Source organism: Candidatus Soleaferrea massiliensis AP7 (assembly GCF_000820765.1).
GTDB lineage: Bacteria > Bacillota > Clostridia > Oscillospirales > Ruminococcaceae > Soleaferrea > Soleaferrea massiliensis.
In genome coordinates this window covers 115,691-130,993 of the sequence record NZ_CCYH01000043.1, presented here as the reverse complement: position 1 = coordinate 130,993, position 15,303 = coordinate 115,691, and the positions used below count along the sequence as shown (strand labels likewise).

The window sequence follows — 15,303 nt, the reverse complement described above, 5'->3', positions numbered from 1 at the left end:
TCAGACAATGGACGGCCGTCAGATAAATGGTGGGCGTCAGACCATGGGAGGCCGTTAGACAATGGAAAGCCGTCAGACACTGGTCAACGTATTGGCCAACATCGTAAGCTTTGCGGCAAATCTTGCCGTGAGCTTTTTCTTTACGCCGTTTTTGATCCGCATGCTGGGAGAACAGGCCTATGGGTTTGTCGGGCTGGCTAACAGCTTCACGAGCGGCCTGGCGGTTTTTACAGCGGCCTTCAATGCCATGGCGGGCCGCTTTATCGCCGTTGCGTTTCACAAAGGGGATGAAAAAGAGGTCAAAACCTATTTCAGTACGGTCTTCTTCACCAATGCGGCGCTCTCATGCAGCTGTGCGGTGATCTTTGCGGGCATCATCATCTGCCTGGACCGGCTGGTCGGATTGCCTGCCGGGATGGAAGCGGGTATCCGAATGCTGTTTGCCTGTGTGTTCGCATCCTTTTCCCTGGAGCTTGTCTGCTCGGTGTTCAGCGCCGCGGCCTTCTGCAAAAACAGGCTGGAACTGCGCGCCGCGCTGAGCATGGTGCAGTCGGTGGCGCGGGTGCTGATCATAAGCGCATTGTTCCTGTTCTTGACGCCCAATGTTTTGTACATGGGACTTGGCACTCTGCTGGCGACTGTGATAGAGGGCGGATGCAACCTGCTGTTTACGAGGAAGCTGCTGCCGGGCCTGAGGCCTGAACGGCGCTTTTTCAGCGGAAAGGCCGTGCGGTCGCTCGTCTCAGCCGGCATTTGGAACGCTGTGGTCCAGCTTGGAAACCTGCTGATGACCGGGCTGGACCTCCTGCTTGCGGGTTCGCTGCTCGGCCCCTCGGCCATGACGCTGATTGCGGTGACGAAGTCCATCCCGAACAACCTGGCAAACTTCGCGAATATGCTGTCGAATATGTTCGCCCCCTCTTTTACAAAGCTTTACGCGAAAGGGGAATGGCCGCGGCTTCTTGGGCAGCTGCGGTTTTCCTTCCGGCTGACCGGATGGATTCTCAGCGTGCCGGCAGCGGGCATCTTTGTGTTCGGCGACGTGTTTTACCGGCTCTGGCTGCCGGGGCAGGATGCGGGATTGCTGCAGATATTGACCATGCTGACGATGGCAGCCATCCTGATCAATGGAAGCATCCTGCCGCTGTACAGCGTCTTCACCGCAGCCAACAGGCTTCGGCTGCCATCCCTGACGCTGCTCATCTGCGGCTTTGTCAGCACCGTTCTGGTTCTGCTCCTGCTGTACACAACCGAGCTGGGGCTCTATGCCATCGCCGGCGTCAGCACGCTGGTCGGGTCGCTGCGGGAACTGCTGTTCCTGCCGGTTTTTGCGGCGCGCAGTCTTGGGCAGAAGTGGTATGCTTTTTATCGGGATATCGCGCGTTCCGCCGCGTTGTCCGGCGTTTCGATGGGCATCTGCTTCGCGGTGCGCCTGCTGTTGCAGCCAGCCGATTGGCCGGGCCTGATCGGCGCGGGGCTTCTCTGTGCGGCGGTTTGCTGGATGCTTGGCCTGCTGCTGGGGTTTGACAAAGGACAGCGCAAAGAGATTTTCCGCGCGCTGAAGCGGAAGCATCCGTCTTCAGATGGTAGTCGGCAATAATATAACTCGTTTTTTACCTATGAATAGCACTGCAAAACCCTTGAAGCCGAAATCCCATACATATTCGCAAGATCAGCATGCGCGCAGCCATGCGGATCGCAAAGCAGCATGATCTGATACCGAGCGTTCATCCTGCTTTAGAATGTCATATGGGAAGTCTTTCCTCGTATAGGAAGCTTTCATTTCTCGCGACGAATTAATACCTGTATTACAGGTATTAATTATATCATATACAGGTATTGAATGCAACAATTCTCGATAAAATATATTCGGGAGAGTGGTAATATGTTGCGTTTGAAAGAATTAAGGGAAGAACAACGGCTCAATCAAGAAGGACTGGCTCTAAAACTTCATGTTTCTCAATCTACGATCAGTGCGTATGAAATCGGCGAAAGGACGCCGGATTTAGAAACCTTGCTTACAATTGCTAAATTCTTTAACATTTCCCTTGATTACCTTGTTGGGCTGTCGAATGTAAAACAGACCATACAAAGCAGTGATTTGCTCCCGGATGAATTAGACCACTTGCATACGTACCGCCAATTAAGTGACGGTGATAGAGAAAAAGTGAAAGCGTATATAGATGGCTTACAAAGCAAGTAGTTTTAACCGTGCAGCGGCCTGTCCTTGTGCAGATCAAAGCGGCTGACAAACTTAAAACAGCAAAAAACGACGGTCATGCTTAGAACGGGCATTACCGTCGTTTTTATCTGCGCCGTTTCTAACGATAGGTGTTGAGATAGAAAATTCCCACCGCGCTTTACAGCAAAAACAGCTTGCTTGCAAAAGGTATTTCCAGTTATCCCGTTTGAAGGCGGTTCTGGTTGACTACAATAGAATAGATGGTGTATAATATGAAGAAATATCGGATGAGTTTTTTCCAGAATGGGATCGATCAGCGGATTGGGCAGTCCGCAGTGCGGGAGGAACGTTCATCCGGACAGCAGGTCAAATAACAGAAAAGGGGAGTCTTAGTTGGAGAAAAGAGAAAAGTTTGGGTCACGGCTCGGGTTTATCCTGATTTCCGCCGGATGCGCAATCGGACTGGGAAACGTGTGGAGATTTCCATACATCACCGGACAGTACGGCGGAGCGGCGTTTGTGCTGATGTATCTGTTTTTCCTGGTTGTTCTCGGCGCGCCGATTATGGCAATGGAGTTTTCAGTTGGCCGCGCAAGCCAGAAAAGCGTGGCAAGCTCATTCCGTGTACTGGAGCCAAAGGGGAAAAAGTGGCATCTGTTCGGCTATGTCGGAATGATCGGCAACTATCTGCTGATGATGTTCTATACGACCATCGCCGGATGGATGATTTCCTATCTGATCCGGATGGCGTCGGGGGAATTCAACGGACTGAATACCGAACAGGTCGGCGGGGTGTTCGACAGCATGCTGGCCGATCCGCTTCCGATGGTCCTGTTTATGGTTGTGGTTGTGGTGGTTTGCTTCGGCATCTGTGCGCTCGGCCTGAAACGGGGCGTTGAGAAGATCACCAAGGTCATGATGCTGATTCTGCTTGCGGTTATGGCGATTCTGGCGGTCCGGAGCATCACGCTGCCGGGCGCCGGCGAAGGGCTCGAATTCTATCTGATGCCGGATTTCGGGAAGCTTGTGGAAAACGGCATCGGAGAGACGATCTTCGCCGCGATGGGACAGGCCTTTTTCACCCTGAGCATCGGCATCGGCAGCATGGCGATCTTCGGCAGCTATCTGAACAAGGACCGCAGCCTGATGGGCGAATCGGTCAGCATCACGATCCTGGATACGGCGGTTGCGCTGATCGCGGGCCTGATCATCTTTCCGGCCTGTTTTTCATTCGGCGTCAATCCGGGCAGCGGGCCAAAGCTGATCTTTGTCACGCTGCCGAACATCTTCAACCAGATGCCGATGGGACAGCTCTGGGGCAGCCTGTTCTTTGTGTTCATGACCTTTGCGGCGCTTTCGACCGTCATTGCCGTGTTTGAAAACATCGTCTCCTTCGGTATGGACCTGTGGAACTGGTCCCGCAAAAAGGCGGTGCTTGTGAACATCGGGCTGGTCATCCTGCTTTCGCTGCCATGCGTGCTGGGCTTCAACCTGTTAAGCGGCGTGACGCCGTTCGGCGACGGCAGTACCATTCTGGATCTGGAGGACTTTATTGTCAGCAACAACCTGCTGCCGCTCGGCTCGCTGGTCTATGTGCTGTTCTGCACCACCCGGTATGGCTGGGGCTGGGACAACTTTGTCAAGGAAGCCGATACCGGAAAGGGCCTGCGCTTCCCGAAATGGGGAAGGCTTTATTTCAAATATGTCCTGCCATGCATTGTGCTGTTTATCTTTATCCAGGGCTATATCAGCAAATTTATGACAGGAAACTGATAAAACCATATTCCGCTGTATAAAAGAAAAACGTCATCCGGAGTTTTCTCCTCCGGATGACGTTTTGTTGTATATGGTTGTTGGTATCGCAGTACCAGACCGGCTTATTTCGAGACCGGGATATACCCGATGACCTCGTTGCTGTCGCTTTCGCAGACGATCATCATATAATTGCCGGTGGAAGTGTCCCCAATTGTAAACAGATAATCGTTCTCATCGAGTTCAGGGATGCCTTCGACATCAATCCAGACCTCCTGGATCAACTCCGGCGTCAGATGCTGGAAGGTGGCTTTTTCGGTATCAAGCGTGTCCTTGCCTTCAAACGAGGCGTTTTGGATGTATTCCAAACAGTTTTCGAGGGCGGTCTGCTGCTTCTCCGGAACGGATGTTCCGCCGGTCGGATATGCTTCTTTCTCCGCGCAGCCGGTCAGTGACAGACTCAGCAGTGCGGCGGCCAGGATGCATGCGAATATCCTTTTCATGTGAATTCCTCCTGTAACGGGTTGTGTCTATCGCTCCAACATGCAGGGGTGTTGATGAATAACAGCGGAAAGATCAAATGATTCCATGATTTCAGCGGATAAGGCTTGTCCGCTGAGCAATCTGTGAGCGGCAAAGAAAGGGAGAACGGAGCATATGACTGGAAAACAGTCATCTTGCAGTTGGAACATGCCCAGCGGAACCGTCAGTCCTTCTTCTGTGCCTTTTCGAGAGCCAGCTGGAACGCGCTCTTCTGCGGGGCCTGTTCCTTCTGCTGGCTGCGCAGGTACTGTTGGACCGCCTGCTTGGACGCGCCGCCGCCGGCGTTCTTTTCGTGGAACCGGTTCACGCGTTCTCGGTAGCCGCAGCGGCAGACATAGTTCCGTTTCTCACCCTCGCCGAAAATTTCCATCTTTTTATGGCAAGTCGGGCAGCGCACGTTCGACTCCATACTGACGTTTTCCCGATGTCCGCACTCCCGGTCCTGACAGACCAGCATCGTGCCGCGCTTGCCCTTGACCTTGAGCAGAAACTTGCCGCAGTCCGGACAGACGTTCGAAGTCAGGTTGTCGTGCACAAATTCGGCGTCGCTCTCGGCTACATCCTTGACGAGCGTGCGGGTGTAGCGCTTGATCTCCTCGATGAAGGCCTTTTTGGAAAGCTTCCCCTTGCTGATCTCCTCGAGCTGACGCTCCCATTTTGCGGTCAGCAGCGGTTCCTTGAGATCCTTCGGGACCAGGTCGATCAGCTGCATGGCCTTGGAGGTCGGCACAATCGAGCTGCCGCGCTTCTCCATATAGAACGCGCTGAACAGCTTGTCGATGATATCCGCCCTGGTCGCCGGCGTGCCGAGGCCGCCGCCGATGAATTCCTTCATCTGCTTGTCCTCGATGAACTTGGACGGGTTCTCCATCGCGCTGAGCAGCGTCGCTTCGGTATACCGGGCGGGCGGCGAGGTTTTCAGCGCCTTGACCTGGGTGGATTTGACCGTGAAGACCGAAGAGCGGATCAGCTCCGGAAGGGTCTGCTCGTCGTTCTCCTCCTCGTCGCGCGTGTCGTAAACGGCCTTCCAGCCCCGGTCCATCTCGATGCGGCCGGTCGCGTAGAACCGTTCCCCCTCGCAGAGGAATTCGGCCCGCACCGACTTGAAGTGGTAGTTCGGATAGAAGCAGGTCAGGAACCGCTTGACCACCAGCATGTAGATGCGCTTCTCCACCTGGGAGAGGTCCATCAAATTGACCCGCTGTTCGGTCGGGATGATGGCGTGATGGTCGCTGACCTTCGCGTTGTTGACGCATTGTCCGGCTATCTTTCTGCCGGAGCGCAGGATGTTTGATACGATCGGCGCGAATTCCCCTGCGGATACGGCGCGCAGCCGTTCCGGCAGGGTCGGCACGATGTCGTCGGTCAGATACCGCGAATCGGTGCGCGGGTAGGTCAGCGCCTTGTGAGATTCATAGAGCCGCTGCATGACGCCAAGCGTCTCCTTCGGCGACATACCGTAGAGCTTGTTCGCGTCGCGCTGCAGCTCGGTCAGGTCGTAGAGCATCGGCGGCGGGGTGGACTTCAGCGCCGTCTTGACGTCGTATACCCGGCATTCCTTACCCGCGATCTTCTTCGCGAGCTGTTCGGCTTTCTTCTGATCGAAGATGGCCGTCTGCTTCTTGGCATCCTGCCAGGTCACAAAGAACCGGCCCAGATCGGCCCGGACGTTGAAGTAGTCCTTCGGCACGAATTTTTTGATCTCATTCTCCCGCCGCACGATCATGGCGAGGGTCGGCGTCTGGACGCGTCCTGCGTTGAGCTGCGCGTTGAATTTACAGGTCAGCGCGCGCGTGACGTTGAGCCCGACCAGCCAGTCGGATTCTGCCCGTGCGACCGCCGCCTGATAGAGGTTGTAGTATTCCCGGCCGTCCTTCAGGTTCGCAAAGCCCTGCTTGATGGCCTTGTCGGTCTGCGATGAGATCCACAGCCGTTTGATCGGCTTGCGGAAGCCCGCCTTTTCGATGATCCAGCGCGCGACCAGCTCGCCTTCGCGGCCTGCGTCGGTCGCGATGACCAGCGAGGATACCTGAGGGCTGCTCAGCAGCTTTTTGACCACGCCGAACTGCTTGGCGGTCTGCGGGATGACCTGTAAGGCCATCTTATCCGGCAGCATCGGCAGGGTGTCCATGCTCCAGGTCTTGTACTGGTTGCCATAGTATTCCGGGTCGACCAGGGTCACAAGATGCCCCAGAGCCCAACTCACAATATATTTGTCTCCGGAGATGTACCCGCCGGCGGTCTTTCTGCAGCCGAGTACGCGGGCGAGCTCCCGGCCGACCGACGGCTTCTCCGCCAATACCAAAATTTTTGACATGGTTGTTACTCCTTTATGTTGTGTCGGCACGGTTAAGCCGGCATATGAAAAAGCTCTGAAGAGACGCTTGTTCCATGCGGTCCCAACCTTTTTGGCATTCCTCCCCGCCTGCGGCGGGGAGGAATGCCAAAAGCAGGTCTGTTTTTTCATATTAACTTAACAAAGCCGCTCTACCCGGCAGAGCGCCGGTCCGCAGTTTGTGGCAGTCCGTACAGGCTGTCGCTGTTTCTCTGCTAAGACCCGGATCCATATTGACAGGTTGATCCCCGCAGGCAAATGCGGACCATCCACACAGCCTTTTATGGGGAGCGGCCCGTTTAAGGATCGGGCGAATCAGCGGGAATGGAGATGCCGTCAGGGCATTTCAGCATCAAGTGCTTCGGCCAGGAACGCATCCAGCTTTTCAAGCGTTTCGGCGCTGATGACATGCTCCATGCGGCAGGCGTCGCGCGACGCCACCGATTCTGCCACACCCAGCACCTCGTGCAGGAAACGCTTGAGTACGGTATGGCGACGCTGGACGGATCGCGCGGCCTCCTCTCCGCGCTGCGTCAGCATGACGGCCGCGTACTTCTCCTTGACAATCAGCCCCGCCTCCTTTAAAACCCCCATCGCCTTGTTGACGCTGGCGCGCGAAACGCCCATCATCTTGGCGATGTCGACCGACCGGATCGGCCCGCCGTCCGCCGAAAGCGCCAGAATCGCCTCCAGATAGTCCTGGCTGGACGCTGTAATTTCCATGGTACCCACCTGCCTTCTCTATCATATTATTATAACATAGGAAGATTGACGGTACAACAGAAATATGATATACTGTAAGCAAAGGCTAACATTTTGAAGCATGGACGCATTTTGTAAGCCTGGGTTAACATTTTGGGGCGGAGGGATTTTTCATGACGTTGGATCAATTGCAGACCGGACGGACGGCGGTCATCGATTTTGTAGGGGGGCAAGGCGCGCTGCGGCGCCGGCTGCTGGACATGGGACTTACGCCGAACACGCTGATCAAGGTGATCAAGGTCGCGCCCTTCGGAGACCCGGTCGAGCTGCAGCTGCGCGGTTATGAGCTGACGCTCCGCAAGGACGAGGCCGCAAAAATCACCGTGACCGAGATGCATGAATGACCGGTGCCGCGCATAGGTATATAGGGGAGTAAGGCGGCGCTGCCGCCGGGAAGCACGTAAAATCATAAGAAGGTAAGGATCGAAGATGAGCAAACTTTTTGCACTCATAGGCAATCAGAACTGCGGCAAGACGACGCTGTTCAACCGCCTGACCGGCAGCAACCAGCATGTCGGCAACTTTCCGGGCGTGACGGTTGAGAAGAAGGAGGGCGCTATCCGCAAGCAGAAGGACTGCGTTGTGGTGGACCTGCCGGGCATCTATTCGCTGTCGCCGTACACCTCCGAGGAGATTGTGACCCGGGATTTCCTGATCAAGGACAAACCCGATGCGGTCATCAACATTGTGGACGCGACCAACATCGAACGCAACCTGTATCTGACACTGCAGCTGATGGAGCTGGACATCCCGGTCATCATCGCGCTGAACATGATGGACGAGGTTCGCCAGAGCGGCAACAGCATCGATGTGCTTCAGCTGGAAGAGGAACTGACCATTCCGATTGTGCCGATCTCCGCCAGCAAGAACGAGGGTGTGGATGAGCTGATCGAACGTGCCGTCAAGGTCGCGCAGAAGCATCAGAAGCCCAAGCGGCTCGACTTCTGTACCGGCGAAGTACATAAGGCGATCCACTCGGTCATGCATCTGATCGAGGACAAGGCCCGGAATATCGGGTATACGCCGCGGTTTGCGGCCACCAAGCTGATCGATGACGACGAGTTCATCATCGACCTGCTCAAGCTGGATGAGGATGAGATGGACACGATCGAACACATCATCACCCAGATGGAGAAGAATTTGAAGACCGACCGGCAGGCCGCGCTTGCCGATATGCGGTATAATTACATAGAAAAGATCTGTTCAAAGGCGGTTGAAAAGAAGAACGTCCTCAAGGAGAAGGCGCGCAGTGAGAAGATCGACCGGATTTTGACCAGCAAGGTGCTGGCGATTCCGATCTTCCTGTGCATCATGTTTTTGATCTTCTGGCTGACCTTCGGACTGATCGGTCCGGTGCTCAGCGACCTGCTGACGCTGGGCATCGACGCCGCGGTCGGCGGGCTTTCGACGCTGCTGACCGATATGGGCGTCAGCTACTGGATGTATTCGCTGGTCATCGACGGCATCTGCACCGGCGTTGGAAGCGTACTGTCCTTCCTGCCGACCATCACGCTGCTGTTCTTCTTTTTGTCGATGCTCGAAGACAGCGGCTATATGGCCCGCGTCGCGTTTGTCATGGATAAGCTGCTGCGCAAGATCGGCCTGTCCGGACGGTCGTTTGTCCCGATGCTGATCGGCTTCGGCTGCAGCGTACCGGCCATCATGGCCACGAGGACGCTGGCCAGCGAACGGGACCGCAAGATGACTATCATCCTGACGCCGTTCATGTCCTGCAGCGCGAAGTTGCCGATCTATTCGATCTTCACGGCAGCGTTTTTCCCGAAGAATGCGGCCGTCGTCATGATCACGCTGTATGTACTGGGCATTGTGGTGGCGATCCTCGCGGGACTGCTGCTCAAGAAGACGGTGTTCCGTGGCAACCCGATTCCATTTGTCATGGAGCTGCCGGCCTACCGGCTGCCGACCTTCAAGAACACGATGCTGCACATGTGGGATAAGGCGAAGGACTTCATCCGCAAAGCCTTCACGGTTATCTTCATCGCGGCCATTGTGATCTGGTTCCTGCAGAGCTTCAACTGGCAGTTCAACTGGGTCGAGGACAGCTCCCAGAGCATCCTGGCCTCGATCGGTTCATATATCGCGCCGCTGTTCGCGCCGCTTGGCTTCGGCGACTGGCGCGCATCCACCGCGCTGATCACCGGCCTGACCGCAAAGGAGACGGTCGTCAGCACCTTTGCCGTGTTGTTCGGAACCAACTCCAACCTGGCGCTGCAGGGAGCGCTGCAGAGCGTTTTCAGCCCATTGAGCGCGTTTGCGTTCCTGTGCTTTACGCTGCTGTATATGCCGTGTGTCGCGGCCTTTGCAACCAGCCGCCGCGAGCTTGGCTCGACCAGCACCAGCCTGCTGACCGCCGCGTTCCAGACCGGCGTCGCCTGGGTCGTCGCGCTGATCGTGTTTCAGGCGGGCACCCTGCTCGGCTTCTGATGCGCGGACTGGATACGGCCTGAAATCTCCCCATTTCAAAGGGGATGATGAAGCTTAGACGAAATCCGCTGATATACAAATGATCAACAACCCACCATGATTGACAGGAGGTAATATGATGAATATGGCCGATATACTGGTTATGAGTGTGCTTCTGGGCATCACGGCGCTGATCTTTTCATCGATGCGCCGCCGGAAAAAACAGAACAAGGGCTGCTGCGGCTCGTGCAGCGGTTGTCACAGCTCCTGCCATGCAAATGGAAAGGAAGCGCGCTGACCAAGATATAAATGGAAAAAGCGCCTGGGCAATACAGGCGCTTCGATCTGCACAAAAGAGGGCTGGAATAAGCCCTCTTTTCTATTTTTGTCCGGATCGTTTAAACATCTTGATTATGGCCTCATCATATCTCAGCGGCTGACATGTATGGATCGCACAGCATTTGAATGTGCCCGGCGTATTTTGTTGGTCCTTGAATCTGTATAAAAAGTATAGCGGTGCAAGGATAGGAAACGCAAGAGAATGGGCTGAAACAGGCCTCCGGCAAAGCACTTACTTTGCCGGAGGCCTGTTTCTATATTGGGTCATTTTGTTTTTACAGATAGCGTCTGGTTTTACGGCGGTAGTCCTCATAATCCTTTCCAAATACGCCGGGAAGGTATTTCTCCTCCTCAAGAATTTGCAGGTGCATCATCAGGATGGCGAACAGCGCAAACCCGATGGAAAGCGGGTTCGGCAGTGCGAACAGGGTTCCCAGATAGAACAGATCAAAGCCAACGAAGGCCGGATTGCGGCTGATACGGTAGATGCCGCTGGTGACAAGCCGCGTCTTCTGCGTTTCATCCACGCCGGCGCGCCAGCTGTCGCGCATCTGTACCATGGCGGTGATGAAGACCAGTGTGCCGAGAAAGCTGAGCGCGGCGCCCCCTATCCGGACAAAGGAGGGGAACATAAACGGCGTCAGCCAGAACAGGCTGACAAGCTGCACGGCGGCCATGCCAAAGGTCGCGATGCTCAGCAGGGCTTCTATGATGCAGGTGCGGCGCGGCTTGCTTCCCCGTCCCATGCGCTGTGTGCTGATCCCGCGCCGCTTTAACAGCAGGGCCTTGGCAAAATAGGCGAAGTAGAACACCGCTATGGCGACGAGCATCAAAAGCTGAATCCAATCCATGGAATCGATCCTTTCTGTGAAAGATTCAGAAGTCCCCGGTTCTTCCAAAAAAACTTCAGACATATCCCACATCCGGAAAATGCGGCCGCTTTAGCCGCTGTCCGGCCTTTGTACCACAGGATGTTTGAGAAACCGGAAGTATGCCGCAGCGTCATCCATATCAGGCGCCGCGGCACAACGGATCAGCTTTACTCTAGCACAGAAAGGGAACATCTGTCAAGCAAAGCTCCGCTATGCACCCGCTTGTTCGGTCTGCGGTGCGGCTTCCGGTTCACGGCTGCTGTGCGGCAACTGGCGCAGGACGCGGCGGGTGGCAAACGCGATAACCAGCCCCATGACGCAGGCGAAGAAGACGACCACGGACAGATGGTTTTTGAACAGCTCGAACAGGCCGCCGTACAGCGCCTGCCCCAGCGGGAGCGCGCAGATGCTGATGACCGTGACAAAGGAGGAGACCTTGCCAAGCAGATGGGTCGGGGTCATGCGCTGCGCAAAGGTCATCGCGAAGACGTTGAAGATGCTCGAGCAGGTCATGCAGGCCACGATCGAGAAGAGGATGATGCCGTAAGAGACAAACGGCATCGAGCTGCCGAGCACGGCGAAGCCGACTGGGAAAACAAACAGGATGGACACAATCAGGAAGATATATGCCCGGTTGAACCGCACTTTTTTGGCGAGGATACCCGACATCAAGCCGCCCAGGATCATGCCGACCGCCAACGCGCCCTCCGCGAAGCCGTAAAACTGGCTGTCAAGCTGCAGAAAGACGTTGACAATGTACGGCAGCCCGACCGTGATCATGGCCGACAGAAACAGATTCAGCCCGGCAATGATAAACAGCAATTTGAACACGCTGGGGTTGTCTTTGGACAGGAAACGGAAGGCGGTTTTCAGATCGCCGGCCGCGCTTGCGATAAAGCTGCCGGTCTTTTCCCGTTTGGTGAACGGGATCTTCAGAAAGAGCTCCATGACCGCCGAAAGGAAGAAGCAGATGCCGCTGATGATCAGAATCGGCGTGATGCCGAAGAAGCCATACAAAAAACCGGCAATGATTGGGCCGGCCAGCGTCGCCAGCGCGTTGACCTGCACGACAATGCCGTTCGCGCGTTCCAGATTTTCATCGGTCGCCAGCACCGGGATGCTGGACTGAACCGAGGGCTGGTAGCAGGACTGGATAACCGCCAGAAGGATCATAACCGCGCCGATGAGGATCAGGCTGTCCGAGAAGCCGAACAGGATGGTAAATACGGCAATGATGCCGGCCGTCGTGAAATCGAGCGCGACCATGATGTTCCGCCGGTTGACCCGGTCGGCCAGGATGCCGCCGATCGGCGAAAGCAAAACGGTTGGAATCATCGACAGCGCCAGGATGGTGCCGAATACCGCGGCTGACCCGGTGGCGTGCAGGACATACAGCGAAAGCGAGAAGCGCAGAATGGAGTTGCCGAACAGTGAAATGATCTGGCCGATTACCATCAGCGAGAAATTCCGGTTGAATAATTTTTCGATGGACATGGAAAACGCCCCTTTTTCTTTATTAATACCTACGGTCGGTATGTATATGGATATGATACATTGCCCGCATGGGCAATTATGCGCAAATTTATGAAATTGGACTGATGTCTTTAGAATGGATGGTCACTTACAAAGCGGGTTTTCGGTGATTGGAATGCTGGGAAGCCGCCTGATCCTTCGGGTTCAATATGTTGGAGACATATTGAACCCGTACCGGGGCCGAATGCGATCCGATACCACAGCATTCTGCGCATCCGCGACTTTGCCGGTTTCCGAATGTGATTCGGAAACCGAAGTGCTTTGCTCATTCGAGCCTGCGCCGGGACCGTGTGGGTTCCGTAAGCCACAGCGTTCTGCGCATCCGCGGCTTTGCTGGGGACCACTATGATCCGGAAACCGAAGCGCTTTGCTCATCCGCGGTTCTGCCCGGCTAAACGGTCATTGCGTTCGGCATACACTGCGTTGTAGTAATCTTCGCAGACGGAAAAAAAGGAATCCTCGATCAATGGAAGGCCGATGCCGTCGGTGACCTCTTTATAAAACCGCACCTTCTGCATAAAGCGTTCCCGGTCTGCGGGAAATAAGCCCGGATTGATCCAGAAGTTGATCAGCAGGATCATCACCTCGGCGGCGTCCTTCGGGCTTTTGACCTGGAGAGAGCCGTCCTGCACGCCTTGCCGGATCAGCTTTTCAAGCAGCGGGGCCACGAGCTCGATGGCGCTTTCCAGTTCGCTTGTGACAATGCGCGGGTTGTCGAGCATGGGCAGGCTGATGATATCGATTTCCCGTTTGGTCTTATCCGTCAGTTCGAATAAAAACAGCTTCTGCAGCTTCTGCAGGCCGTTGAGCGTCGTGTCACGGACGATATCCTCATACCAATTCATGTCGTCATAATACTGATGGCAGATTTTATCCAGAATGTCTTCTTTGGATTTGAAGTGGTAGTAGATGGCCCCTTTGGACATGCCAAGCTCATCGACGATGTCCTGTATCGAGGTTTCATCGTACCCTTTTTCACGAAACAGCCGGAAGGCGATTTCGATGATCTTTTGAATGGTCTCCTCAGGATATTTGTTGCGGGACATCCGCGGTTCCTCCCTTATTGATATTTACATACTGTCGGTCGGTATGTGTACAGGATAACACGCTTCGGCGGAGATGTCAAGCGTCCATTTAGAAAAAAAGATTTTAAAAACAACAAACGCTTTTCATCACAGGACGAAAATCCTGTTCAGCGCAAAGAAAGCCGGAAGCATTCGCTTCCGGCTTTCTCCGAATCAATAGCCCATCTCTTTCAGAATGCGGGAGAGCGTCTGGAACCGCTCGCCGAGCAGCTCGCCGTCTTCGCTGAGCGCTTGGGAGAAGAGCTTGATGTCCTCGTCAATCATCGGGTTGTCGGTGCAGACCGAAACGGTCATGGCGTCGCCCTGCATGCCGACCCGGTCGATATCCGGATGTTCCGGGTCATAAAGCTTCTCATAGCTGTAAGCTTCGCGGAAATACAGGTTGGCGCGGCAGATCAAGATGGCCAGGTCGATGACACGGTGCATCGGCAGCTCTTCGGACTGCCGCGACCACTTTTCACCGGTGTGCCGCCAGACCTTGGCGGAAATGTCCACCTTGCCGCGGTCATTCCACTGCGCAAGCCCAAGCGAAAGCCCCTTCGCATCGGTTTGATAGGCCGAGCGGCCATCGACATTTTCATAGTTTTCGGCGACAATGACCGGTTTATGTTTGAGTGTTGTTGGAATTTTCATCTCAAAACCTCCACATTTTTGAATTTTTCTTTCCATTCCTCCAGCAGAAGCTGGAGATCTTCGGTATAATCGGTTTTTTCCTCGTCCTTGTCATAGTCCAGCGTCTCTACAACCCGGACGGAAAACTGCGCTTCGCCATACTGCGTCCAGTCGCGCAGCAGGTTCCGGTTTGGGAAAAAGCCGCTGCTCAGCTTGAACCGGCTGCCGTTCATGGTTCCCTTGAGGTCCTGCGTAAAGCCAAGATAGGCCTTTCCGGTCGGGAGGCATTCGAACAGATAGACGCCCATCTGCGGTCTCATCTGTTTATACATGGCCTTGAGTTCTTTCTTTCGTTTGCTGTCCAAAGCACGCGCTCCTTTCTGCTAGAATTATATTTAGTAAATTACTAATTTACTAAATATAATTCTAGCAGATGCCCGGCTGTTTGTCAAGGAAAAGTTTAAAAAGGTTGTCAAACGGCTGTGCTGTGCTATAATAAAAGAAACTATTGACTGGAGGAGAGGATTCATCTATGATTGTGACCACAACGCAGCATATCGAAGGCAGAAAGATCGTGGAATACAAGGGGCTGGTGTTTGGTGAGGTCGTTGCCGGCATCGATTTTGTCAAGGATTTCAAGGCCGGGCTTTCCAACTTTTTCGGCGGACGCAGCCAGACCTATGAAGAGGAGCTGATTCAGGCGCGCGACAGTGCGATCGCTGAAATCACACAGCGCGCCATGGCTCTGGGAGCGGATGCGATCGTCGGTGTGGCGGTGGATTATGAGATGCTTGGAGCCAACAACGGCATGATGATGGTTACGGTATCCGGCACCGCCGTACGGACGGCATAAACAGAAAGGGA

General features: G+C 54.8%; 15 protein-coding genes. 7 read left to right on the top strand and 8 right to left on the bottom strand.

Annotated features, from left to right (window positions below; translation table 11 throughout):
• The first annotated feature begins 61 nt into the window (after positions 1 to 61).
• From BN348_RS11430 to BN348_RS11420, 3 genes are all read left to right on the top strand, one after another.
• Positions 62 to 1,600, top strand: a complete 1,539-nt coding sequence (locus BN348_RS11430; RefSeq protein ID WP_040198139.1) for a lipopolysaccharide biosynthesis protein — start codon at positions 62 to 64, stop codon at positions 1,598 to 1,600.
• Positions 1,601 to 1,885: 285 nt separating this feature from the next.
• Positions 1,886 to 2,203 (top strand): helix-turn-helix domain-containing protein, encoded by a 318-nt coding sequence (locus BN348_RS13345; RefSeq protein ID WP_197068345.1) that lies wholly within the window; start codon positions 1,886 to 1,888, stop codon positions 2,201 to 2,203.
• Positions 2,204 to 2,575: 372 nt separating this feature from the next.
• Positions 2,576 to 3,955 carry a sodium-dependent transporter gene (locus BN348_RS11420; protein ID WP_040198138.1) on the top strand — a complete coding sequence of 460 codons (1,380 nt, stop codon included), beginning with the start codon at positions 2,576 to 2,578 and terminating at the stop codon, positions 3,953 to 3,955.
• A 104-nt stretch (positions 3,956 to 4,059) separates the two neighbouring features.
• Here the strand turns inward: BN348_RS11420 and BN348_RS11415 are convergent, their stop codons facing one another.
• The 3 genes from BN348_RS11415 to BN348_RS11405 all read right to left on the bottom strand — a co-directional run bounded on the left by BN348_RS11415 (position 4,060) and on the right by BN348_RS11405 (position 7,535).
• Positions 4,060 to 4,437, bottom strand: coding sequence for a hypothetical protein (locus tag BN348_RS11415; RefSeq protein ID WP_040198137.1), 378 nt, complete (start codon positions 4,435 to 4,437; stop codon positions 4,060 to 4,062).
• A 203-nt stretch (positions 4,438 to 4,640) separates the two neighbouring features.
• Positions 4,641 to 6,794, bottom strand: coding sequence for a DNA topoisomerase III (locus tag BN348_RS11410; RefSeq protein WP_040198136.1), 2,154 nt, complete (start codon positions 6,792 to 6,794; stop codon positions 4,641 to 4,643).
• A gap of 354 nt (positions 6,795 to 7,148) precedes the next feature.
• Complete coding sequence (locus BN348_RS11405) at positions 7,149 to 7,535, bottom strand: metal-dependent transcriptional regulator (RefSeq protein ID WP_040198135.1); 387 nt, start codon at positions 7,533 to 7,535, stop codon at positions 7,149 to 7,151.
• 152 nt (positions 7,536 to 7,687) lie between these two features.
• Here BN348_RS11405 and BN348_RS11400 point away from each other — a divergent pair, with 152 nt between their 5' ends.
• The 3 genes from BN348_RS11400 to BN348_RS13680 all read left to right on the top strand — a co-directional run bounded on the left by BN348_RS11400 (position 7,688) and on the right by BN348_RS13680 (position 10,296).
• Positions 7,688 to 7,918 carry a FeoA family protein gene (locus BN348_RS11400; RefSeq protein ID WP_040198134.1) on the top strand — a complete coding sequence of 77 codons (231 nt, stop codon included), beginning with the start codon at positions 7,688 to 7,690 and terminating at the stop codon, positions 7,916 to 7,918.
• A gap of 85 nt (positions 7,919 to 8,003) precedes the next feature.
• Positions 8,004 to 10,019 carry a ferrous iron transport protein B gene (gene feoB / locus BN348_RS11395; RefSeq protein WP_040198133.1) on the top strand — a complete coding sequence of 672 codons (2,016 nt, stop codon included), beginning with the start codon at positions 8,004 to 8,006 and terminating at the stop codon, positions 10,017 to 10,019.
• A gap of 118 nt (positions 10,020 to 10,137) precedes the next feature.
• A complete protein-coding gene (locus BN348_RS13680; RefSeq protein ID WP_197068344.1) occupies positions 10,138 to 10,296 on the top strand; it encodes a FeoB-associated Cys-rich membrane protein in 159 nt (52 codons plus the stop codon).
• Between the two features lie 316 nt (positions 10,297 to 10,612).
• Here the strand turns inward: BN348_RS13680 and BN348_RS11390 are convergent, their stop codons facing one another.
• From BN348_RS11390 to BN348_RS11370, 5 genes are all read right to left on the bottom strand, one after another.
• Positions 10,613 to 11,188: a methyltransferase family protein gene (locus tag BN348_RS11390; protein WP_040198132.1), complete on the bottom strand. Its 576-nt coding sequence runs from the start codon at positions 11,186 to 11,188 to the stop codon at positions 10,613 to 10,615.
• Between the two features lie 231 nt (positions 11,189 to 11,419).
• A complete protein-coding gene (locus BN348_RS11385; protein WP_052446902.1) occupies positions 11,420 to 12,703 on the bottom strand; it encodes an MFS transporter in 1,284 nt (427 codons plus the stop codon).
• A gap of 410 nt (positions 12,704 to 13,113) precedes the next feature.
• Positions 13,114 to 13,788, bottom strand: coding sequence for a TetR/AcrR family transcriptional regulator (locus BN348_RS11380; RefSeq protein ID WP_040198131.1), 675 nt, complete (start codon positions 13,786 to 13,788; stop codon positions 13,114 to 13,116).
• 192 nt (positions 13,789 to 13,980) lie between these two features.
• Positions 13,981 to 14,460 (bottom strand): DUF6530 family protein, encoded by a 480-nt coding sequence (locus BN348_RS11375; RefSeq protein WP_040198130.1) that lies wholly within the window; start codon positions 14,458 to 14,460, stop codon positions 13,981 to 13,983.
• The gene (locus BN348_RS11370) at positions 14,457 to 14,804 is read right to left on the bottom strand and encodes a GIY-YIG nuclease family protein (RefSeq protein ID WP_242844344.1); all 348 of its coding nucleotides are present in this window, start codon (positions 14,802 to 14,804) and stop codon (positions 14,457 to 14,459) included. Before BN348_RS11370 ends, BN348_RS11375 begins: the two co-directional genes overlap by 4 nt.
• 167 nt (positions 14,805 to 14,971) lie before the next feature.
• Between BN348_RS11370 and BN348_RS11365 the strand changes: the two genes are divergently transcribed.
• Positions 14,972 to 15,292, top strand: coding sequence for a heavy metal-binding domain-containing protein (locus BN348_RS11365; RefSeq protein ID WP_040198128.1), 321 nt, complete (start codon positions 14,972 to 14,974; stop codon positions 15,290 to 15,292).
• Positions 15,293 to 15,303 lie beyond the last annotated feature (11 nt).

Excerpts from the sequence above, each read along its gene's own strand:
- BN348_RS11390 (WP_040198132.1), bottom strand. The coding sequence starts at position 11,188 with ATGGATTGGATTCAGCTTTTGATGCTCGTCGCCATAGCGGTGTTCTAC.
- BN348_RS11375 (WP_040198130.1), bottom strand. The coding sequence starts at position 14,460 with ATGAAAATTCCAACAACACTCAAACATAAACCGGTCATTGTCGCCGAA.
- BN348_RS11410 (WP_040198136.1), bottom strand. The coding sequence starts at position 6,794 with ATGTCAAAAATTTTGGTATTGGCGGAGAAGCCGTCGGTCGGCCGGGAG.
- BN348_RS13680 (WP_197068344.1), top strand. The coding sequence starts at position 10,138 with ATGAATATGGCCGATATACTGGTTATGAGTGTGCTTCTGGGCATCACG.
- BN348_RS11365 (WP_040198128.1), top strand. The coding sequence starts at position 14,972 with ATGATTGTGACCACAACGCAGCATATCGAAGGCAGAAAGATCGTGGAA.
- BN348_RS11385 (WP_052446902.1), bottom strand. The coding sequence starts at position 12,703 with ATGTCCATCGAAAAATTATTCAACCGGAATTTCTCGCTGATGGTAATC.
- BN348_RS11430 (WP_040198139.1), top strand. The coding sequence starts at position 62 with ATGGAAAGCCGTCAGACACTGGTCAACGTATTGGCCAACATCGTAAGC.
- BN348_RS13345 (WP_197068345.1), top strand. The coding sequence starts at position 1,886 with ATGTTGCGTTTGAAAGAATTAAGGGAAGAACAACGGCTCAATCAAGAA.
- feoB (WP_040198133.1), top strand. The coding sequence starts at position 8,004 with ATGAGCAAACTTTTTGCACTCATAGGCAATCAGAACTGCGGCAAGACG.
- BN348_RS11400 (WP_040198134.1), top strand. The coding sequence starts at position 7,688 with ATGACGTTGGATCAATTGCAGACCGGACGGACGGCGGTCATCGATTTT.
- BN348_RS11415 (WP_040198137.1), bottom strand. The coding sequence starts at position 4,437 with ATGAAAAGGATATTCGCATGCATCCTGGCCGCCGCACTGCTGAGTCTG.
- BN348_RS11405 (WP_040198135.1), bottom strand. The coding sequence starts at position 7,535 with ATGGAAATTACAGCGTCCAGCCAGGACTATCTGGAGGCGATTCTGGCG.
- BN348_RS11380 (WP_040198131.1), bottom strand. The coding sequence starts at position 13,788 with ATGTCCCGCAACAAATATCCTGAGGAGACCATTCAAAAGATCATCGAA.